This window comes from Mycobacterium sp. BK086 (assembly GCA_004362315.1).
Taxonomy (GTDB): domain Bacteria; phylum Actinomycetota; class Actinomycetes; order Mycobacteriales; family Mycobacteriaceae; genus Mycobacterium.
Genome location: SNWL01000007.1, coordinates 264,284 through 284,723 on the forward strand (window position 1 = coordinate 264,284; position 20,440 = coordinate 284,723).

Below are 20,440 nucleotides of genomic sequence, written 5' to 3' on the forward strand. Positions count from 1 at the left end.
CCCAGTGCGGGTGAATCGGCCCGTAGTGCCGCAGAGGGAGAACTATGGCTGACGAGCCTGCCGCGCCCGAGGGCGAGGCCGCTACGCCAGACGAGGTCGAAGCGACCACCGAAACCACCGAGACTCCGGACGAGGCAGTGCTCGTTGCGCCGGCCCCCGGACCCAAGCGATCTGGCGGTGTCCTCGTCGCGCTGATCATCGTGACGGTCGTGATGGTGGTCCTCGGCGGTTTGACCGGCTGGCTCGGTTATCGCTGGTACGAGGCCAAGGAGGCCACCCAGTTGCGCGAGCTCCTGGTCGGAGTCGGCAGGCAGGGTGCGATCAACCTGACCACCATCCACTTCGACGAGGCCGACAAGGATGTGCAGCGCATCCTGGACTCCGCCACCGATTCGTTCTACGACGACTTCGCCAAGCGGTCCCAGCCGTTCATCGAGGTGGTCAAGCAGGCCCAGTCGAAATCGGATGGACAGGTGACCGAGGCCGGACTGGAGTCGGTGTCGGGCAACGAGGGTCAGGTGCTGGTGGCCGTCACCGTCACGACCTCCAATGCCGGTGCGGCCAACCAGCCGCCGCGCGCCTGGCGGATGCGTTTGACGGTCAAGAAGACCGGTGCCGATGAAGCGAAGGTCTCGAAAGTGGAGTTCGTACCGTGACGACCGACGACAAGCCCGATAAGCCGCTCGATCTGACGAAGAGTGAGGCGGAGGAGGCTCCCGCACTCGATCTGACCAAGAGCACCGTGGAGGAGGCCGAGGTCGAGGAGACCTCGGAGACCGAGGTGACGCCCGAAGCCGAACCGAAGCGGCGCGCGGGCCGGGTCACGGTGGCCGCTCTGGTGGTCGTGTCGGTGCTGGCGGTGGGTCTGGCCGTGGCGGCCGGGTTCTTCGGCTGGCAGGCGTGGTCGACCCGGGATGCCGATCGCGCCCGCACCGAATCGGTGCAGGCCGCCAAGGACTCCACCGTCGCCCTGCTGAGCTACAAGGCCGAGACCGTCGACAAGGATCTGGGTGCGGCGCGCGACCGGCTGACCGGAAGCTTCCTGGACGCCTACACCCAGCTGGTCAACAACGTCGTCATCCCCGGCGCCAAGGAGAAGAAGATCTCGGCGGTGGCCCAGGTGCCCGCCGCGGCATCGGTGTCGGTGTCGCCCAAGGGCGAACATGCGGTGGCATTGTTGTTCGTGAACCAGACCGTCGTGATGGGTACTGATGCGCCCACCAACACCACGTCCAGCGTGCGGGTGACCCTGGACAAGGTCAACGGTCGTTGGCTCATCTCGGGATTCGATCCGGTCTAGTGATCTCCGGCGTTCGATGACCGAGCCACGCTGGATTGACGTCTCAGCGCCGGCGGTCCAGCTGCGTGCGCTCAGCTGGGGCCCGGCCGACGGCCCAATCGCCTTATGCCTGCACGGTTTTCCCGACACCGCCTACGGTTTCCGGAAACTCGCACCCCACCTGGTGGCGGCCGGCTACCGCGTTGTCGCCCCGTTCATGCGCGGCTACGTGCCCTCGTCGATCCCCACCGACGGCAGCTATCACATCGGGGCCGTCATGGATGACGCGCTGCAGGTGCGCGCCGCGTGTGGTCCCACCGACGCCGATGTGGTCATCGGGCATGACTGGGGCGCCATCGCCGCCACCGGCCTGGCCGCGATGCCGAACAGCCCGTTCGTCAAGGCCGTCGTCATGTCGGTGCCGCCGTCGGCTGCGATGCGGCCCAGCGCAGGCAGGCCGCTGGCCAACAAGGGCCGCTTGTTGAGGCTGGGCGCCAGGCAGTTTCTGCGCAGCTGGTACATCAGCTACTTCCAATTGCCCGCCCTGCCCGAACGCTCGCCGTCGTGGATCGTCCCGCTGCTGTGGCGGCGCTGGTCGCCCGGCTACAACGCCGCCGAGGACCTGCGCCATGTCGACGCCGCGATCGGCACCCCGGACCGCTGGCGCGCTGCGCTGGGCACCTACCGGGCAATGATCCGCAACACCCGTCCGCCGGCCCGCTATGCCGAACTGCAGCCCCTGTGGCTCGAGCCCCCGCGGCTACCGACGCTGTACCTGCACGGCAACGACGACGGTTGTATGACAGCCGAATTCACCCCGTGGGTGCGTGACATCCTGCCGCCGGGAAGCGATGTGGCTGTCGTCGAGCACGCCGGACATTTCCTGCAGCTCGAACAGCCCGACGCCGTAGGCGCGCGAATCGTCGCCTTTCTGTCAGCTACTTGAGCCTGTCGGCTACTTCTTCTTGAGGCTGGGGTGGCTGCGGGCCAGCATCGGCAGCAGTAGCCGCTTCGGCGTCAACTGGTAGACCGCGGTGGCCGCGTGGTTGAGCCGTCCCGGTACGACGACGGCCTTGCCTGCCGCCAATCCGTCCACGGCGGCCTTGGCCACATCTTCGGCCGACACCCACAGCGGTTTGGGCAGCGCGGCCTCGGCGTCCTCGTCGGAGATCCCGGCGGCCGCACCGAATCCGGTCTTGACCGGGCCGGGGCACAAGGTGGTGGCCGTGACACCGCTGGGTTTGAGTTCTTCGCGCAGCGCGTAGGTGTAGGACAGCACGAAGGCCTTGGCGGCGCCGTAGACAGCCTGGCCGGGCAACGGTCCGAAGGCGCCCAACGACGCGACGTTGAGCACCGCCCCGCGCCGGCGGTCGACCATGCCCGCCACGAACCGGGTACACAGATCAACCACCGCGGCGACGTCGACCTCCACCACGTTCAACTCGGCGGCGGGATCGGCCGCCGACACCGGGCCGGTGGTCGACAGCCCGGCATTGTTGACCAGGATGTCGACCTCGAGCCCGAGGGCGGCCACCCGGTCGGGGAGCGCGGCCCGGTCGGACGGCTTCGAAAGATCAGCTCCGACAACAGAACTGGGACCGGTGAGCTGTCCGGCCAGTTCGGTCAGCTGTTCGGTGCGGCGAGCGACCAGCACGACGTGGTGGCCGCGGCGGGAGAGCTGCCGGGCGATCTCGGCGCCGATACCCGAGGAGGCTCCGGTGATCAGCGCGGCGCGATTCGGACCAGGAGACGGCATCACATTGAGAGCCTAGGACAATGGCTGCCATGGTAGCCAGCAGACGGATGACCGCGGTTGACGCGCAGATGTTCTGGCTGTCGGCCGTGATTCCCAACGATCAACTGGTGCTGTACGCCTTCGACGGTTCGCCCGACGCTTCGGACGCCGCCGTCGAGGAGCTGATGCGCCGGGCGCAGGCCTGCGACGAACTGCGCCTGAAGGTCGTCGACGACGGCGGCTGGCGCTACCCGCTCTGGAGCCCCCGTGATGTCGGGGCCGAGCAGTTCGTCGTTGACCACGCCGGGGGAGTGGACTGGCAGGGATGCTTGGACGCCGCGGCGGCACTGCGCCGCGACACGCTCGATCTTCGCCGAATGACTTGGTGCGCACACATTTTCCCGCGCGTCACGGGCGTTCCCGGCTGCAGCGGGACGGGCTCGGTGGTGGTGTTGCAGACCGGCCATGCGTTCGCCGACGGGAGTCGGGGGACCGCACTGGCCGGTGCCCTTCTGGGCAGGCCGACACCGGTGCCGGTGCCCGCCGCCCCTCGGCGCGGATTCCTCCCGCTACGCGGGCTGGCCGCCGGACGGGCGCATCGGATGCTGGTGCGCGATACCGAGGCTGGGCTGGTGCCGCCGCCCGCGCCGGGATGCCCGTTGCTCAGCATCAACGCGCGGCCGCTGGCGACACCGGTGGTGCGCACGCTGGTACTGCGGCGCGAGCAGCTGGCGAAACCGACCGTGACGATCGGGGTACTGGTCGCGGTCGCCGAGGCGCTGGCCGGCTACCTCGCCGGGCGCGGCGAAGACACGTCGACTCTGGGCGCCGAGGTCACGATGGCCGGACAGCAAGATCCGGGCAGCCACAACAACTTTCGCAATGTCGGGATCGGTCTGCATCCCGACGTCGACCGCGCCCGCCGGGCTGAGCTGATCGCCGCCGAGCTGGCCGCACAGCGCCGCCGCGGCGAGCATCCGGCTATGCGGGCCTCGGCCGCCGCGTCCGCCGCCATCCCGGCGCCGCTGATGCGCTGGGGAGTCCGGCAATTCGATCCCGATGCCCGCGGTGCCACGGTCACCGGCAATACCGTGGTGTCCAGCGTGAACCGCGGACCCGCGGACCTGTCCTTCGGCGGTCTCCCGGTCCTGCTCGCCGCCGGGTTCTCCGGGCTGTCGCCGATGATGAGCCTGACCCACGGTGTGCACGGCCTCGGCGACACCATCACGCTGAGCATCAACGCCGACCCCGACAATGTCGACGTCGACGACTACCTCGACCGGTTGCGGGCCGCCCTGGCGGGCTGAATATTTGCCGTCGCCCACGTGAAGCCCAGTTGACGCCCGCTATCCCGGGTTGCCCGGGCTGGTAAGCCATGTGCCATGGCGGATGTGACGGTAGTGCGGTGGCTTCAGGCCGGTGCGGTGGCGGCCGGAGTCGGTGCGGCGATGCTCGCCGTGCCGGCCATCGCGTCGGCCGACGACAGCGGATCGGCGTCCTCGGCTCGCCCGTCACACTCGGCGGGGTCCGCACGGCACGTCCCGAAAACGTCTGTGCGCCAGGCGGCGACGCGACCTCGGACCACGGTTCGACCGGCCGCGGCGTCGCGGCGGGTGGTGCGGGTGGCCGCCGCCGCACCATCGGACGCGGGCACGTCGACCGAGATCGTCACCGGCCTGTTCCGTGAGATCCTGCGCGCCGACCCCACCGCCGAGCAGTTGGAGCGCTACACCAACCTGCTGGATTCACGGGGGCAGGCCGCCGTGGTGGGCAACCTCTACCGGTCGACGGCCTTCCGGCAACAGCAGGTGACGAGCTATTACCTCGAGCTCCTCGGGCGGGCCCCCACCACAAACGAATTGGCGATGGGCACCATGGAATTGCGGATGGGCCTGCCCGAGCCGTTGGTCGTCGCGCAGATCGCCAGCACCAAAGAGTTCTATCGGCTCAGCGGCGGCACCGCCGACAGCTACGTCCAGCTGTTCTACCGCAGCCTGCTGGGTGAGCCCACCGATGCGGCCCAGGCCGCGATCTATGTCCAGCGGCTGCGGTCCGGCCAGCCGACGCAGATGGTGGCCGTGCAATTCATCAGGGCCAACAGCTTCCGCGCGGTGAAGATCCAAGAGATCTTCCAAGTCGCCCTCGGCCGGACGCCCACCGCCACCGAACTGGCCGATTACCTGAACAACTGGATCCCCAACGGAGGACTGGCCGGCACCGCGAAGATCGTGCTGAACAGCGCCGAGAACACCGAACGGATGACCACCGACGGGGTGCCGCTGCCCGATATGGTCGCCGTTAACCAGCTGCAGCAGATCCTGATGGCCGCCTACGACGAAGACCCGGACGGCTTCGTCAACTTGTTCAACACCTACCTCAAGACCGACCCCCTCACCGGTGAGCAGTGCCAATCAACCTGTAACACACCACTTTTGGATCTCATCACCACCGGTGGCTACACCAGGGGGATCCCGAACCAGGCCATCGCCGTCACCCCGATCACGGCGGCGGTGTCCAGCTTGATCCCGTCGCAGAACGAGATCGACGCCACCAAGGCGCTGGAGGATCCGCTGCAAGACCCCGACCTGCTGGAGGACTATCTGGCCGGCGGCACCGTGCTGGCCAAGAGCGTGATCCTCACCGCCGACGGTGGCCTCTACATCGTCGACGGCCATCACCGCTGGGGCGGTCTCTACGTCATCAACCCCTACTCGCAACTCAGCTCGATCGATCTCGGCTACGTGCCGAACGCGCAGGAAGCGCTCAAGGAGACTCAGGTCGCGATCGTCGCCGAGCAGGGCTACCTGAGCGCCGAGACAGTCACCGGGGACAACCTCTACACGATCAGCAAAGGCGACTTCGACGATCTGGTCGAAGGCCTGATCGACGACGGCGATGACAAAGACAAGATCATGAAGATCTTCAAGAAGGAGAAGGATCTCACCACCATGGCCGAGATCCAGGATTACCTGTGGGCCAACGTTCTTAGGATGCGCCAGTTCAACCAGCCCATCGAGGGCGCCACCAGCCGCGGCTATATGCCGCAGCCGCCCAACAGTGACTACCAGCCGCTGATGCACTGGATGGAGAACGGTGGGTTGAGCTACACCATGCCGGTGATCGGCTACGTGGGCTGAGCACCTGCCCAGCAGTCGGGGCGATGCTCTAGGTTTACTGCCATGACTGCCTACAGTGTCGGACTGCTCATCCTGCGTGTGGTGCTCGGCTTGACGATGGCCGCCCACGGCTACAACAAGTTCTTCGGCGGCGGCCGGATCAAGGGCACCGCCGGCTGGTTCGAGAGCATCGGGATGAAGCCGGGCACCTTCCATGCCCGAGTGGCCGCGAGCACCGAGATGGCCGCCGGTATCGGCCTGGCGCTCGGTCTGCTGACCCCGGTGCCGGCCGCCGGGTTCGTCGCACTGATGCTCGTCGCCGCGTGGACGGTGCACCGGCACAACGGCTTCTTCATCGTCAAGGAGGGCTGGGAGTACAACCTGGTGCTGGCCGCCGCGGCCGTGGCGCTCGCGACCACCGGCGCAGGCAAGTACAGCCTGGACTACGCGCTGTTCCACGGCACGAGCGTCTACCAGTGGCTGCACGGCTGGTGCGGGCTGCTCGTCGCGCTGGTGCTCGGCCTGGGCGGTGGCATCGGGCAGTTGGCCATCTTCTACCGCCCACCCGCAAAAGCCTGACCTCAGTCCCGCCGCGCGGGAATTCTGGCCCACCCGACTAGAACGCGTTCTAGTGTTTCCGGCATGGGATTTCTGAAGCAGGAAGTACCCGTCATCGACTTCGAGACGTGGAGCAAGGGCACCCGCGCGGAGAAGATCAAGCCGATGGCCCGGCACTGGGCCGAGGTCGGCTTCGGCACTCCGGTGGCTCTGCACCTGTTCTATGTCATCAAGATCCTGCTGTACGTCTTCGTCGGTGCACTGTTCGGCTGGGCCACCGCGGGCATCGGCGGACTGGGCGATATCGGGTCGTGGTGGTCGGAGCCGATCGTCTACGAGAAGGCCGTCCTTTACACGATGCTCTTCGAGGTCGTCGGCCTCGGTTGCGGGTTCGGCCCGCTCAACAACCGGTTCTGGCCGCCGATGGGCTCGATCATCTATTGGTTGCGCCCCAACACGATCCGGCTGCCACCGTGGCCCAACCTGGTGCCGCTGACCAAGGGTGACAACCGCGGCCCGGTCGACATCGCGCTCTATGCGGCATTGATCGTGATGATCCTGGTCGCGCTGTTCTCCGGCGGAACGGGCCCGATCCCAGAGCTGGGCACAGAAGTCGGTCTGTTGCCGACGTGGCAGATCGCGACGATCGTCGCGCTGCTGGCGCTGGCGGGCCTGCGCGACAAGGTGATCTTCCTGGCCGCTCGCGGCGAGGTGTACGGCGCCTTCGCGGTGGCCTTCCTGTTCTCCGGTGTCGACATCATCATCGCCGCGAAGCTCGTCTGCATGGCGATCTGGATCGGTGCGGCGACCTCCAAGCTCACCCGGCACTTCCCGTTCGTCATCTCCACGATGATGTCCAACAGCCCGGTGGTGCGGCCCCGCTTCCTCAAGCGGATGTTCTTCAACAAGTTCCCCGAAGACCTTCGGCCAGGCCCGATGTCGCACACCCTGGCCCACATCAGCACCGCCATCGAAATGGGCGTTCCGCTGGCGCTGTTCTTCTCCCACGGGGGCTGGCCGACCACGATCGCGGCGATCGCGATGGTCTGCTTCCACCTCGGCATCCTGTCGGCCATCCCGATGGGTGTGCCGCTGGAGTGGAACGTCTTCATGATCTTCTCGGTGCTGTCGCTGTTCGTCGCGCACGCCCAGATCGGGATCACCGACCTCACCTCGCCGTGGCCGATCCTGCTGTTCGCCGCGCTCGTCACGACGGTCGTGCTCGGAAACACGGTGCCGCGCAAGGTTTCCTTCCTGCCTGGCATGCGCTATTACGCCGGCAACTGGGACACCACGCTGTGGTGCGTGAAACCCTCGGCCGAGGCGAAGATCGAGCAGAACCTGGTGACGATCGCGAACATGCCTGCCGCGCAGCTCGAAAAGTTCTATGGCAGTAAGGAAGCCGCGCAGATCCCGCTGTTCATGGGATATGCGTTCCGGGCCTTCAACACCCACGGCAAGGCCTTGTTCACCTTGGCCCACCGCGCGATGGCCGGCGAGAACGAGGACGACTACTCCATCACCGACGGCGAGCGCATCTGCAGCATGGCGATCGGCTGGAACTTCGGCGACGGCCACATGCACAACGAGCAGCTGATCGCCGCGATGCAGAAGCGCTGCCACTTCGAACCCGGTGAGGTGCGCGTGGTGCTGCTCGACGGCCAGCCGCTGCACCGGCAGCGCCAGGAGTACCGGCTCGTCGACGCCGCGACCGGCGAGTTCGAGACCGGCTACGTCAACGTCGCCGACATGGTGAACCGCCAGCCGTGGGACGACACGTTGCCGGTGCACGTCACGTCGGGGGCTGACCGAACGGTTGGTTGACCCGCTTGACGGTCGTCAAAAGGCGTGTGTTTTGATCCAAAGATCATCCCGTCTTTAAGGAGTAGGCCGATGGCTGAAGCGGTAATTGTCGAAGCTGTACGTTCGCCAGTTGGCAAGCGCAACGGTGGATTGTCCGGCATCCACCCGGCCGAGCTGTCGGCTCAGGTACTCAACAGCCTGGTTGAGCGCGCTGGTGTCGACCCTGCCCTCGTCGACGACGTCATCTGGGGCTGCGTCATGCAGGCCGGTGAGCAGGCGCTCGACATCGCCCGCACGGCAGTGCTGACCGCGGGTTGGCCCGAGACCGTCCCCGGTGTGACCGTGGACCGCCAGTGCGGCTCCAGTCAGCAGTCGTTGCACTTCGCCGTCGCCGGCGTGGTGGCCGGCCACTACGACGTCGTCGTCGCCGGTGGTGTCGAGTCGATGTCGCGCACCCCGATGGGTGCCTCACTGGCCAATGGCGGAAACCCCTACTCGGCCGGCTTCAAAGCTCGCTACGACCGCACGCCCAACCAGGGTGTCGGTGCCGAGATGATCGCCGAGCAGTGGGGCCTGTCCCGCACCGAGCTCGACGAGTTCTCCCTGCGTTCGCATGAGAAGGCCGCCGCCGCACAGGATTCGGGTGCCTTCAAAGACCAGATCGTGGGCATCAAGACCACCGACGCCGACGGCAACGACACCGTGGTGCTCGAAGACGGCGGCATCCGCCGCGGCGGCACCGTGGAGTCGATGGCCAAGATCAAGCCGGCTTTCCGGGAAGACGGTGTGATCCACGCCGGTAACTCCAGCCAGATCTCGGACGGCTCGGCCGCGCTGCTGCTCATGTCGGCAGACAAGGCCAAGGATCTGGGCCTCAAGCCGCTGGCCAAGGTGCACACTGCGGTGCTCGCCGGCGCCGACCCGGTCATCATGCTGACCGCGCCGATCCCGGCCACCCAGAAGGCGCTGGCCAAGTCCGGGCTGAGTGTCGACCAGATCGGTGTCTTCGAGGTCAACGAGGCGTTCGCGCCGGTCCCGATGGCCTGGCTGAAGGACATCGGCGCCGACGAAGCCAAGCTCAACCCCAACGGCGGCGCCATCGCGCTGGGCCACCCGCTCGGTGGATCCGGTGCCCGCATCCTGACCACGTTGCTGTACCACATGCGGGACAACAACATTCAGTACGGTCTGCAGACCATGTGCGAAGGCGGCGGCCAGGCCAACGCCACCATCCTCGAGCTGCTGTAGTGACCGACGTCGAGACCCCCGCCGCTCTTGGAGAGCGGCGGGGCAACGTCCTGCTCATCACGATCAACCGCCCGGAGGCGCGCAACGCCGTCAACGGTGCGGTCAGCACCGCGGTCGGTGACCTGCTGCAGCAGGCCCAGGACGACGCGGACGTCTGGGCTGTGGTGATCACCGGTGCCGGCGACAAGTCGTTCTGCGCCGGTGCCGACCTGAAGGCGATCTATAAGCGGGAGAACCTCTTTCACCCGCAGCACCCGGAGTGGGGCTTCGCGGGCTACGTCCGGCACTTCATCGACAAGCCGACCATCGCCGCGGTCAACGGCACCGCTCTGGGCGGCGGCACCGAGCTGGCGCTGGCCAGCGACCTGGTGGTTGCCGAGCAGAGTGCCAAGTTCGGCCTGCCCGAAGTCAAGCGTGGCCTGGTGGCCGCGGCCGGCGGCGTGTTCCGCATCGTCGACCATTTGCCGCGCAAGGTGGCCATGCAGATGCTGTTCACCGGCGAACCGATCACCGCCGCCGAAGCGCTCGACTGGGGCCTGATCAACGACGTGGTGCCCGACGGTACCGTCGTCGACGCGGCTTTGGCTCTGGCGCAACGGATTACGGTCAACGCTCCGCTGGCCGTGCAGGCCAGTAAGCGCGTCGCGGTCGGCGTCGACGACGGCATCATCACCGACGACGAGGCCGGCTGGACCCGCACCATGCGCGAGATCGGCCCTCTGATGAAGTCCGAGGACGCCAAAGAGGGGCCGCTGGCCTTCGCCGAGAAGCGCCAGCCGGTCTGGAAGGCGCGCTAGGCGGGCTTGGTCGTTGTCGTCGGCGTCGTTGAGGGCGCCGACGACGACGTCTCGGCCGAGGTCGACGTCGGGGTCTCGGTGGCCGACGTGCTCGTGGTGGTCGTCGCCGTGTTCGGCTCCGGGGCATCGCCCGGGCTGAGCACGGTGTCGATCATGTAGATGTAGGCGCCGGACGCGGTGTAGCTGCACACCACCTTGACGTCATCGTTGATCTTGATGTCGCCGCCCTTGCCGGTCACGTTCACGACGCTGCCCTGTTGCGTCGGCATCTTGCCGTGCAGGTCGTCGGGGCCGAGGTAGCCGAGGACGAGGTGATAGAAGAGGGTCGACGTCAGCAGCGCCGGGTCACTCTTGAGCTGCGCCAGGGTGCTCTCGTCGAGTTTGGCGAACGCGTCGTTGGTCGGTGCGAACACCACGTACGGGCCGCCGTCGATCACGCTGACGATGTTCACGGCGGGGTCCAAGCCGCCGGAGATCGCCGCGCTGAAGGTGCTCAGATCCGGGTTGGCGGCGATGGCCGCTGTCGCCCGCTGGGTGCCCATGCTCGCGAACGATCCGGCACCGGTTGGGATGCGGTTCTTGTAGGCGTCGCAGCCCGAGCCCTGCGGATCGGGCAGCTGGGTCGGGCCGACTGCCGGAAAGGCCGACGTTGTCGTCGTCGGCGCGGCCGGAGTGGTGGGCGTCGGCGTCGGATCGGCGTAGGCCTGGACGGCGGTCGGGATGGCGACGGCGATGGCCGCAAGCGCCGCGGCGACGCCCAGGGACTTCGTACGAGTGCTCACTTCGGCTCCTTTGAGTCTCTAATGGAGTCGGCGAAATGCGGGTCCCCGTTACCGCTGCGCCGCCGAGAATCGTACGTGCAGCAAAGTGTGAGTCTCAAAACGACCGGTGAATCGGCTGGTCAGAGCCCTGGACGGCGGACCCGCCAGCACAGCAGAGCCGCCACCGCGCACAGTCCGGCCGCCAGGTAGAACGCCAGGTCGTAGGTGCCCTGGAGGTCGCGCAGCCGGCCGGCCCCGACGGCCGCCACGGCCGCGCCGACCTGGTGGGCGGCGAATACCCAGCCGAACACCACCGGCGAGCGCGTTCCGAAGTACTCGCGGCACAGCACGATCGTCGGCGGCACGGTGGCCACCCAGTCCAGCCCGTAGAAGATGATGAACACCCACGTGCCCGGCTCGGCCTGCGGAGAAAGCAGGGCGGGCAGCGCCAGCAACGACAGCCCGCGGCCGAGGTAATAGACCACCAGCAGCAGCCGAGGGTCGACGCGATCGGTGAGCCACCCGGACAGGATCGTGCCCGCGACGTCGAGCACACCGACGGTCGCCAGCAGCCCGGCCGCCAGGGTGGTGGGCATGCCGTGGTCGTTGGCCGCCGGGATGAAGTGTGTGCCGATCAGTCCGTTGGTGGTCATGCCGCAGATCGCGAAGCTGCCTGCCAGCAGCCAGAATGCCGGGACGCGCGCGCCGATGACGAGACCGTCGAACGCGGCCCGGAAACTCGACGCCGGAACTGCTTGCGGTGCTTCGGTTTCGGTGGCCCCGTAGGGCAACAGGCCCTTGTCGGCGGGATAGTTGCGCATCAGCAGGAGCACTGGCGGTACCACCGCCAGGGCGGCGGCCGCGACGATCAGCGACGCCCAGCGCCAGCCGTGGCGGGTGGTCACCTCCGCGATGATCGGCAGGAAGATCAACTGCCCGGTGGCGCCGGCCGCGGTGAGTACCCCGGTGACCAGCCCGCGGCGTTCCTCGAACCATCGCACCGCGACGGTGGCGACGAATCCCATCGAGATGGCGCCCGTACCCGCGCCCACCAGAACGCCCCACAGCAGCACGAGCTGCCAGCTCGCCGTCATCAGCACGCTGGCCGCCGAACCCGACGCGATCAGCAGCAGCGCCGCCGCGAGCACCGGGCGCACGCCGAACCGGTCCATCAGGGCGGCCGCGAACGGAGCCGTGAGCCCGAACAGCGTCATGTTGACCGACATCGCCAAGCCGACGGTGCCGTGCGACCAGCCGAACTCGTGGTGCAGCGGGTTCATCATCACGCCGGGGACCGAGCGGAACCCGGCCGCGCCGAGGATCGCCACGAAGCTGACGGCGGCCACGACCCAGGCCCAGTGCAGGCCGGTCCGGGTGGCCGGTCCAGAGGATGTGGAGGTCACCGGATCACTCTGGCGTTTCGGTGCCGATCCGGCTAGTGGCAAGAATGACACTATTCGTTAAAAACATGCCAGACTGGCGGCATGCATCGCGTGGCCGTTCTGCTGCTGGATCACGTCGTCGGCTTCGACGCCGGGATCGCGCCGCTCTTGTTCGGCGCGGCCACCGGCGCCGATGGGGTGCCGCTCTACGAGGTGGTGGTGTGCGGGCTGAGCCGTGACCCGGTCGCCACCACCAACGGCTACGCCATCGTCCCGGCGGCCGGCCCCGAGGCACTGGCGACCGCCGACACCGTCGTCGTCCCCGGCACCCGCTACCAGCCCGCCCGGCTGCACGGCGTGCTGGAGCCCGACGCCGCAGCCGCGCTGGCCTCGATCCGGCCCGGCACGCGGATGGTGTCGATCTGTACCGGCGCTTTCGTCTTGGCCGCCGGAGGACTACTCGAGGGCAGGCGCGCCACCACGCACTGGCGCTTCGCCGACGACCTGCGCGCTCTGCACCCCGATGTGGTGCTCGACGAGAACGTGCTGTTCGTCGACGACGGGGACGTGTTGTCGTCGGCCGGGCTGGCCGCCGGAATCGACTTGTGCCTGCACATCATTCGCGCGGACCACGGCGCGTCGGTGGCCAACGACGTGGCCCGCTACTGCGTCGTGCCGCCGTGGCGCGAGGGCGGGCAGGCCCAGTTCATCGAGCGACAGGTGCCGGGGGATGACGACGGATATGCCTCGACCGCGGCGACGAGGCAGTGGGCGCTGGATCATCTCGACGAGGAGCTGTCGATCGAACAACTCGCCCGGCACGCCCAGATGAGCGAGCGCACGTTCTGTCGCCGCTTCCGCGAGGAGACCGGGCAGTCGCCCGGCGGCTGGGTGCGAAGCCGCCGGGTCGAGCTCGCCCGCGAATTGCTGGAGACCCACGATCTGCCCGTCGACGAGGTGGCCCGCCGCGCCGGCCTGGGATCGGGCGGTAATCTTCGTCACCATCTGCGGCGCGGCCTCGGCATGTCGCCCTCGAGCTACCGCAAGGTGTTTCAGGGCAGCTGAACCCGTCTGCCTACGATGACCGCCATGGCCGAACCATTGATCATGTCCGTGCGCGGACAATCGCCCGAATTGCACGAAGAGTCCTGGGTCGCCCCCAACGCGGCGGTGATCGGGCAGGTGCGACTCGCGGCGCGGGCCAGCGTTTGGTACTCGGCGACGCTGCGCGCGGAGGCCGAGTCGATCGAGGTCGGCGAGGGCAGCAACATCCAGGACGGCGCGACCGTGCACGTCGACCCCGGATTCCCGGCGCGGATCGGCGCCGGCGTGACGGTCGGGCACAACGCGGTGCTGCACGGCTGCACGGTCGAGGACGGGTCCCTGGTCGGGATGGGCTCCATCGTGCTCAACGGAGCGGTGATCGGCGCGGGCTCGATCGTGGGTGCCGGCGCGGTGGTGCCCCAGGGCATGGTCGTGCCGCCGCGCTCACTGGTCGCCGGGGTACCGGCCAAGGTCCGCCGCGAGCTCTCCGACGCCGAGCTGGACGGCAACAACCTCAACGCCGCGGTCTACGAACACCTCATCGACCTGCACCGCAACCCTGAGTAGGTTTGCGCCGGCGCCAGAATGCCGATAGTCCTAGCGTGCACTCGCAGCGGATTCTGGTCACCGGTGCCACCGGATACGTCGGCTCCAGGCTGATCGCCGGCCTGCTCGACGCCGGACACGAGGTCGTCGCCGCCACGCGCGACCCCGAAAAGCTCGGTCGGTTCGGGTGGTGTGATCGCGTGCAGGCCGTCGTGCTGGATGCCGACGATCCGACGTCGGTGGAGACGGCGTTCGCCGTCGCCGGTCCGATCGACGTCGTCTACTACCTGGTGCACGCGATCGGTCAGCCCGGCTTCCGCGAGCTGGACAACGCCGCGGCGTCGACCGTCGCGGCCGGGGCCAAGGCGGCCGGGGTGCGGCGGATCGTTTACCTCGGCGGGTTCGTGCCCGACGACGGCACGCTGTCGGAACATCTGGCCAGCCGGGCCGAGGTGGCCGCGGCGCTCAACATCGAGGGCGGGGCCGAGCTGGTCTGGCTCGGAGCCGCGGTGATCATCGGTGCCGGGTCGACGTCGTTCGAAATGGTCCGCTATGTGGGGGACCGCTTCTGGCTGATCCCGTTGCCGCCCTGGGCCGATCACGACATCGACCCGATCTCGATCCGCGACGTGCTGTATTACCTGCTGGCCGCGGCGGACTCGGCGCTGGTGCCTGCCGGCTCCTACGACATCGCCGGGCCGGGCCGCATGACCTATCGCGAGCTGTTGTCCACCTACATCGACGCGGTGGGTGCGGTCCGGGCCGGTCTGCCGATGCGCGATGTCCTGCCGCGCGCTGTCGTGGGCCGGGTGGCCGGCGCCGCGGTGCCGGTACCGACGGGGCTGGCGGCCGATCTGATCGAATCACTGGACCATCCGATGACGGCCTCCGACACTGTCTTACGTGATCACGTGCCCGATCCGCCGGGTGGGCTCACCGCCATCGAAGACGCCGTCGCCGCGGCGGTGTCCCGTCGAGAGCCGCGTCCGGTCGACAAGCTGGCCGACCCGCACCACCTGGCCGACAGCGACCCGGTCTGGGCCGGGGGAGACGTCCTTCGGCTGCGGCGGATGGCGGCGACGGTGACGCCTTCGGTGGCGCGGCCCGCGCTGGGACTGCTCGACGCGGTGCCGGGACCGCTGGCGGGCGCGCTGCGCACCGGCCTGGACCTGCTGCTGGCGAAGGTGCGTGCCGGATGACGACATTGGCCGAGATTCGCGCTGTCGTCACCAATAATGCTGTGCCGCAGTCAGAATGGCCATCGGTCATTCGGCGCAGACGGATCATCGTCTGTGTGGTGCTGGTCGTCGGCGCCGTGCTGCTTGGTCTTTCGTTGAGCCGGACCCCTGGCGATACGGCGTTCTACTGGCTGACATTCGCACTGGCGGCGGCATGGGGGTTCGGGTCGCTGCTGTCGGGTCCTCTGCACCTGGGCTGCATCCGCTGGCGTGGGCGCAATCAGCGACCGGTGCTGACCGGCATCACGATCGGGCTTCTGCTCGGGGGTGTGTTCGTGGTGGGTGGTTTCGTGGTTCGCGAGATCGGGCCGGTGGCCCAACTCATTTCGCGAGTTCTGGAGTACGCCAACCACGGCAGCCTGACACTGGTCGTGATCATCACGCTGGTGAATGGTTTCGCCGAGGAGCTGTTCTTCCGCGGGGCGCTGTATTCCGCGCTCGGCGGGTTCCATCCGGTGCTGATCTCCACGCTGCTGTACATCGTGGCGACCTGTGCCAGTGGCAATCCCATGCTCGGCTTCGCCGCGATCATCTTGGGCACCGTGAATGCCTGGCAGCGCCGAGCCACCGGCGGAGTGCTGGCACCTGTCCTCACCCACGTGGTGTGGGGGCTGATCATGGTGCTGGCACTGCCGCCGATGTTCGGTGTGTCGACTTAACCGAGTGGGTGGGCGATTTCGTCCCTGGGCATGCGCGCCGCGACGAGCGCGACCGCGGCCAGCAGTACCGGTGCGATACCGACCACGGCGAAGATGACCTCCACCGGGACCACCTTGGACAGTGGACCTGCGACCGCCATCGACACCGGCATGAATGCCAGCGAGACGAAGAAGTCCAGGCTCGACACCCGGCCCAGCATGTGCGGCGGTACGCGACGCTGTAGCAGGGTGCCCCAGATGACGCCAGCGCCTTCACCGATACCGATGAGGAACAGCGCGGCCAGCATCAGTGGCAGCGAGGACGTCGTGCCGACGATCACGAACGGCACCGAGCCCACGCTCCACATCGTCATCATCACCGTGAGATAGCGCCGTGGCAGCGGCCGTGAGGCCACCACCACGGCACCTATCGCACTTCCCACCCCGAATGCGGCGAGCATCAGGCCGTACACCTGCTCGCCGTCGGCGAACCGGTCACGGGCGATGAATGGCAGCAGCACCTCGATCGGACCCAGCGCCAAGAACACCCAGGTGCTGGCGAACAGCAGCGTCCAGCGCAGCCATGGGGTGTGGACCACGAAGCGCAGCCCGTCACGGAGGTCGGCGAGCACGTGCGGCTTCTCCCGCTCGACGGTCAGCACGATGTGCTCGCCGTGCCCGGGACGCATCGCCACCAGCAGGATCAGGCCGATCACCATGAGCACCGTCACCGCCACCGAGCCCACAGCGGGGAACGTGAGCCCGATCAGGACACCCGCGACAGCGGGGCCGACGGCCTGCTGCAGGGTCGGCCGGATCGTGCCTTCGACACCGTTGGCGGCGAGCAGGTGCTCCGCGGGCAGGATGCGCGGCAGATAGGCGTTGTAGGCCGGGAAGAAGAACGCCGCGCCGATGCCGAGAACCGTTGCGGCGACGGCCATATGCCACAGTTTGAGCTCGCCGACCAGGCCGAGGACGGCCACCGCGCCGGTCGCGACGACATTCGCGGCCTCGACGGCGATGATGATGGCGCGCTGCGGAACCCGGTCCGCGACGATGCCGCCGACCAGCATGAAGGCCAGCATGCCGCCGGCCAGGCAGGCCGCGACCAAGGACAGCGCGGCCGGGTCGTCGGCCAGTGCGATGACCTGAAGGGCCATCACCACGGCCCACATGCCTTCGGCGAACAGGAACAGCGACATCGCCGCGATGAGCAGACGGAATTCGCGGAATTGGAAGGGCGCGAGCACGCGCCATCGGCCGGTGGTTCTCACCGGCTCGTCGATGTCGCAGGGCGTGCTCATCCGTCGATGGTCGCTGACGGATCGCGGCCGAGTCCAACGATTTTCAGGTCGGCCGAACGGGTCCGCGGCACCTGACGGCCCCGCTGACCAGCATCGAACCTAAGAATGTCCTGGCAGTTTTTCGCGCGGTCTATGTGCGATCGCTGGGGTGACATTGAATTGACGACACCGTCGATTACTCGGGTGCGACGGATGTCAGCTTCGGGGGTGCGACATGGTCGCGAAAAAAGGTCATACGAAGGTCTCATCGACGCGACACCGCCAGGCCTATGCGTGGCTGGGGAGCGGCGTGGTCGCGCTGGGCGTCGGCGCGGCATTGGCCACCGGTGGTGCCGGTGCGGCCCATGCCGACAGCGGCGGGTCCACCACGGCGGTTGGCAAGAGGTCCGACACTGCTCGCCCACCGAGCACGAGATCGCCGTCGATCTCGCCCCGCGTCAGCGCCCGGTCCTCGACACCGGTAGCCCCCTCAGCCGATCGGCGACCGCCGACGGCGCGCGCGACGATCACGGTTGCCGCAGCCACCCCGCGGCGCGGCAGCGTCGCTCGCAGCGCGCGCGTCGCAGTGGACCGTCCCGCCACGTCGACGGTTCGAGCGGTGGCGGTACCCCGGGCGTCGGCGACGGCCAATCCCGTCACCAAACTCGTCGCTGGGCTGATCTCGGCGTTGGAGAACCTGTTCGGGGTGAACACCCGTTATCGGCCCGCCAATCCCGTTGGCGGACTGGTGTGGGGAATGTTCCGGAACCTGAACAATGCTCTGGGTTTTACGCCCGTCGCCGGAGTTCCGACCGTGAGCACTCCTGACCCGGTCACCGGCACAGTGACCGGCACGTGGTCATTCACCCAGCCCGCCGGATTGGCCATGGAGTACGTGTACAACGACCCCAGCATGGGCGACGTGACCGTGTTCTACGACGGCACGTTCTCCTACACCCCCAGCCAGGCGGCTCGCCAAATCGCCACCCTGGGCACAACGGATTCGTTCAACGTCGTGGCCACCGATGCGGTCGCCGCGACCGTCCTGACCATCACCGTGCCGGTGCTGCCCCTGGTGGTGACCCCGGGCGGCACCGTGACCCCCATCGACGCCGGTACAGGTATTCGTTCCCTGGCGATCAGCCCCGACGGCAAACGTGTCTACGTCCTGAACGGCAACACGAACGGAAGCGGAGCGGTGACCGTGATCGACACCGCCACCAAGAAAGTCACCGCCACGATCGGCGTCAAACTGAATCCCCAGGACCTGGCGGTCAGCCCGGATGGCCGCTACGTCTACGTCACGGACTCGACTTACAGCACGAACACCACGCCCGGTGGCGGTGCTGTCCAGGTGATCGACACCGCCACCAATCTCGTCACGACGACCATCACCCTGAGCTCCGCCTCCACCGCCGGGGTCGCGGTAAGTCCCGACGGAAGCACGATCTACGCCGTGGACACCAGTTACTGGGGAAGTTGCAGCGACGTCTGCAACAACGGATCTCTCAAGGTGATCAGTACCGCCGACAACAGCGTCGGTGCCACCATCACCAGCTACGGATTCTCTCCCAGCTTCCACAACCAGACTGGTCTGGTGTTCAGCCCTGACGGCGCAAGGCTTTACGTCACCGGGCGACTCTTTACCCGCCAGACAGACGGATCGTTCACCGAATCAAGCGTTGTGGCAGTGGTCAACACTGCTGACAACGCCGTCGCGAAGATGATCACAGCCGGCGGCTTCAACGTTGCCACGGAGGGCGTGGCAATCAGCCCGAGCGGCAACAGGCTCTATGTCGTGTCCAACAACCCCGCGGATACGTCGAGTGTCATTTCAGATACGGGGAGCATGGTGTCTGTGATCGACACGGCTACTGGTGTCGTCACAGCCACCATTCCGATCGGTTTGGCGGGAACATTCAAGGACTTGGCCATCAGTCCAGACGGAAAAACACTCTACGCCGCAAGCTATTTCACGAACACGGTGACGGTGATCAATACGGCCACCAACAAAGTCACCAACACGATCCGCAACATCTACGGCGCAGGCCCGATCGTGACCAGCCCGGACGGCGGCACTGTCTATGCGGGGGCGAATGGCGGCGGAAAGGTCTACGCAATCTCGGTCTGAGATCGCCTAGCTGTCAGTGAACTCCGGCGATCGGTGCTCCTGGAAGGCCTTGGTGCCCTCGCGGAAGTCGTTGGTTCCCAACAGGATCAGCTGGCCTTCGCTCTCCCGGCCGATCGCGGCGTCGAGTTCGGTCAGCGTCGCGGCGTTGATCGCCTGCTTGGTCTTGCGCAGCGCAACGGCCGGGCCGTTCGCCAGCTTGTCGATCACCGCGGCCACCCCGGCCTCCAGCTCGTCGGCGGGATACACCGAGCTGATCAGACCCGCGTCGAATGCGTCTGCAGCCGAGAGGCGTTCGGCCAGAAGCGCCATCTTCATCGCGCGGGCCCGGCCGATGGATGCGGCCACCAACGCCGACGCACCGCCGTCGGGCATCAGTCCGATCTTGGTGAACGCCAACAGGAAAAACGCCTTCTCCGAAGCCAATACGATGTCGCAGGCCAGCGCCAGCGACACCCCGACTCCCGCCGTCGGTCCCTGCACCACCGCCACGACCGGCTTCGGCAGGTTCACGATCGCCTGCACGGCACGGTTGGCTCCCTGCAGCACCTCGTCGGGGGTATCCGGCCTGCGGTTCGACTGGTCCTCGGCGCTGATGCCCGCACCCGAGCTGAACCCGCGGCCGGCTCCACCGAGGCGCACGACCCGCACGGCCGGGTCGTCAGCCGCGTGGTTCAACACGTCGGCCAGGGTGTGCAGCATCGCGGCGTTCAGTGAGTTCAGGCTGTCCGGCCGATTCAGCGTCGCCGTCAGCAGTCCGCCGTCGAGCGACACGGTCAGTTCCGGGATACCGGCGTAAGCGTCGATGGTCGTCATGGCTGCACAGTAGGCCCCGACGGGGGCGCAGCCCGCGCCGGGTCAGCCCACGTGTAAATAGTTAAGAC

The 20,440-nt window shown here is 67.6% G+C and carries 20 protein-coding genes; 14 read left to right on the top strand and 6 right to left on the bottom strand.

Annotation, left to right across the window (positions count from 1 at the left end; genetic code table 11):
- Positions 1–44: 44 nt before the first annotated feature.
- From EV580_RS25005 to EV580_RS25015, 3 genes are read left to right on the top strand one after another with little or no spacing between them, the layout of a single operon-like run.
- On the top strand, positions 45–656 hold the full coding sequence (locus EV580_RS25005; RefSeq protein ID WP_133694575.1) for an Rv1363c family protein: 612 nt from the start codon (positions 45–47) through the stop codon (positions 654–656).
- Complete coding sequence (locus EV580_RS25010) at positions 653–1,300, top strand: hypothetical protein (RefSeq protein ID WP_133694577.1); 648 nt, start codon at positions 653–655, stop codon at positions 1,298–1,300. Before EV580_RS25005 ends, EV580_RS25010 begins: the two co-directional genes overlap by 4 nt.
- Before the next feature lie 16 nt (positions 1,301–1,316).
- On the top strand, positions 1,317–2,225 hold the full coding sequence (locus tag EV580_RS25015; protein ID WP_133694578.1) for an alpha/beta fold hydrolase: 909 nt from the start codon (positions 1,317–1,319) through the stop codon (positions 2,223–2,225).
- 9 nt (positions 2,226–2,234) lie between these two features.
- Here EV580_RS25015 and EV580_RS25020 read toward each other — a convergent pair whose 3' ends face one another.
- Positions 2,235–3,035, bottom strand: coding sequence for an SDR family NAD(P)-dependent oxidoreductase (locus EV580_RS25020; protein ID WP_133694580.1), 801 nt, complete (start codon positions 3,033–3,035; stop codon positions 2,235–2,237).
- Between the two features lie 20 nt (positions 3,036–3,055).
- On the opposite strand from EV580_RS25020, the gene EV580_RS25025 reads away from it, so the two are divergent.
- From EV580_RS25025 to EV580_RS25050, 6 genes are all read left to right on the top strand, one after another.
- The gene (locus EV580_RS25025; RefSeq protein ID WP_286171849.1) at positions 3,056–4,321 is read left to right on the top strand and encodes a WS/DGAT domain-containing protein; all 1,266 of its coding nucleotides are present in this window, start codon (positions 3,056–3,058) and stop codon (positions 4,319–4,321) included.
- Positions 4,322–4,405: 84 nt separating this feature from the next.
- Complete coding sequence (locus EV580_RS25030) at positions 4,406–6,151, top strand: hypothetical protein (RefSeq protein ID WP_133694581.1); 1,746 nt, start codon at positions 4,406–4,408, stop codon at positions 6,149–6,151.
- A 42-nt stretch (positions 6,152–6,193) separates the two neighbouring features.
- A complete protein-coding gene (locus EV580_RS25035; protein WP_133694583.1) occupies positions 6,194–6,709 on the top strand; it encodes a DoxX family protein in 516 nt (171 codons plus the stop codon).
- Between the two features lie 63 nt (positions 6,710–6,772).
- The gene (locus EV580_RS25040) at positions 6,773–8,512 is read left to right on the top strand and encodes a DUF3556 domain-containing protein (RefSeq protein ID WP_133694585.1); all 1,740 of its coding nucleotides are present in this window, start codon (positions 6,773–6,775) and stop codon (positions 8,510–8,512) included.
- Between the two features lie 69 nt (positions 8,513–8,581).
- Positions 8,582–9,739 carry a thiolase family protein gene (locus tag EV580_RS25045; RefSeq protein WP_133694586.1) on the top strand — a complete coding sequence of 386 codons (1,158 nt, stop codon included), beginning with the start codon at positions 8,582–8,584 and terminating at the stop codon, positions 9,737–9,739.
- Complete coding sequence (locus EV580_RS25050) at positions 9,739–10,536, top strand: crotonase/enoyl-CoA hydratase family protein (protein ID WP_133694588.1); 798 nt, start codon at positions 9,739–9,741, stop codon at positions 10,534–10,536. Before EV580_RS25045 ends, EV580_RS25050 begins: the two co-directional genes overlap by 1 nt.
- On the opposite strand, the gene EV580_RS25055 is transcribed toward EV580_RS25050, so the two are convergent.
- Both EV580_RS25055 and EV580_RS25060 read right to left on the bottom strand, forming a co-directional pair.
- On the bottom strand, positions 10,533–11,318 hold the full coding sequence (locus tag EV580_RS25055) for a fasciclin domain-containing protein (protein WP_133694590.1): 786 nt from the start codon (positions 11,316–11,318) through the stop codon (positions 10,533–10,535). The two genes, EV580_RS25050 and EV580_RS25055, sit on opposite strands and share 4 nt — an antisense overlap.
- 119 nt (positions 11,319–11,437) lie before the next feature.
- Positions 11,438–12,700 (bottom strand): MFS transporter, encoded by a 1,263-nt coding sequence (locus EV580_RS25060; protein WP_133694592.1) that lies wholly within the window; start codon positions 12,698–12,700, stop codon positions 11,438–11,440.
- A gap of 81 nt (positions 12,701–12,781) precedes the next feature.
- Here EV580_RS25060 and EV580_RS25065 point away from each other — a divergent pair, with 81 nt between their 5' ends.
- Genes EV580_RS25065 through EV580_RS25080 form a run of 4 tightly spaced genes read left to right on the top strand, consistent with a single transcriptional unit; the run spans position 12,782 to position 16,166 of the window.
- Positions 12,782–13,744, top strand: coding sequence for a GlxA family transcriptional regulator (locus EV580_RS25065; RefSeq protein WP_133694594.1), 963 nt, complete (start codon positions 12,782–12,784; stop codon positions 13,742–13,744).
- A 24-nt stretch (positions 13,745–13,768) separates the two neighbouring features.
- Positions 13,769–14,290 (top strand): gamma carbonic anhydrase family protein, encoded by a 522-nt coding sequence (locus EV580_RS25070; protein ID WP_133694596.1) that lies wholly within the window; start codon positions 13,769–13,771, stop codon positions 14,288–14,290.
- A 35-nt stretch (positions 14,291–14,325) separates the two neighbouring features.
- Positions 14,326–15,468 (top strand): NAD(P)H-binding protein, encoded by a 1,143-nt coding sequence (locus EV580_RS25075; RefSeq protein ID WP_133694597.1) that lies wholly within the window; start codon positions 14,326–14,328, stop codon positions 15,466–15,468.
- Positions 15,465–16,166 (top strand): CPBP family intramembrane glutamic endopeptidase, encoded by a 702-nt coding sequence (locus EV580_RS25080; protein WP_133694599.1) that lies wholly within the window; start codon positions 15,465–15,467, stop codon positions 16,164–16,166. Before EV580_RS25075 ends, EV580_RS25080 begins: the two co-directional genes overlap by 4 nt.
- Here the strand turns inward: EV580_RS25080 and tet(V) are convergent.
- Positions 16,163–17,449: a tetracycline efflux MFS transporter Tet(V) gene (gene tet(V) / locus EV580_RS25085; RefSeq protein ID WP_133694601.1), complete on the bottom strand. Its 1,287-nt coding sequence runs from the start codon at positions 17,447–17,449 to the stop codon at positions 16,163–16,165. The two genes, EV580_RS25080 and tet(V), sit on opposite strands and share 4 nt — an antisense overlap.
- Positions 17,450–17,716: 267 nt before the next feature.
- Positions 17,717–18,088 carry a hypothetical protein gene (locus EV580_RS33905; protein WP_166654878.1) on the bottom strand — a complete coding sequence of 124 codons (372 nt, stop codon included), beginning with the start codon at positions 18,086–18,088 and terminating at the stop codon, positions 17,717–17,719.
- Here EV580_RS33905 and EV580_RS25090 point away from each other — a divergent pair.
- Positions 18,048–19,559, top strand: a complete 1,512-nt coding sequence (locus EV580_RS25090; protein ID WP_166654879.1) for a YncE family protein — start codon at positions 18,048–18,050, stop codon at positions 19,557–19,559. The two genes, EV580_RS33905 and EV580_RS25090, sit on opposite strands and share 41 nt — an antisense overlap.
- A gap of 6 nt (positions 19,560–19,565) precedes the next feature.
- Here the strand turns inward: EV580_RS25090 and EV580_RS25095 are convergent, their stop codons facing one another.
- A complete protein-coding gene (locus tag EV580_RS25095; protein ID WP_133694604.1) occupies positions 19,566–20,372 on the bottom strand; it encodes an enoyl-CoA hydratase in 807 nt (268 codons plus the stop codon).
- Positions 20,373–20,440 lie beyond the last annotated feature (68 nt).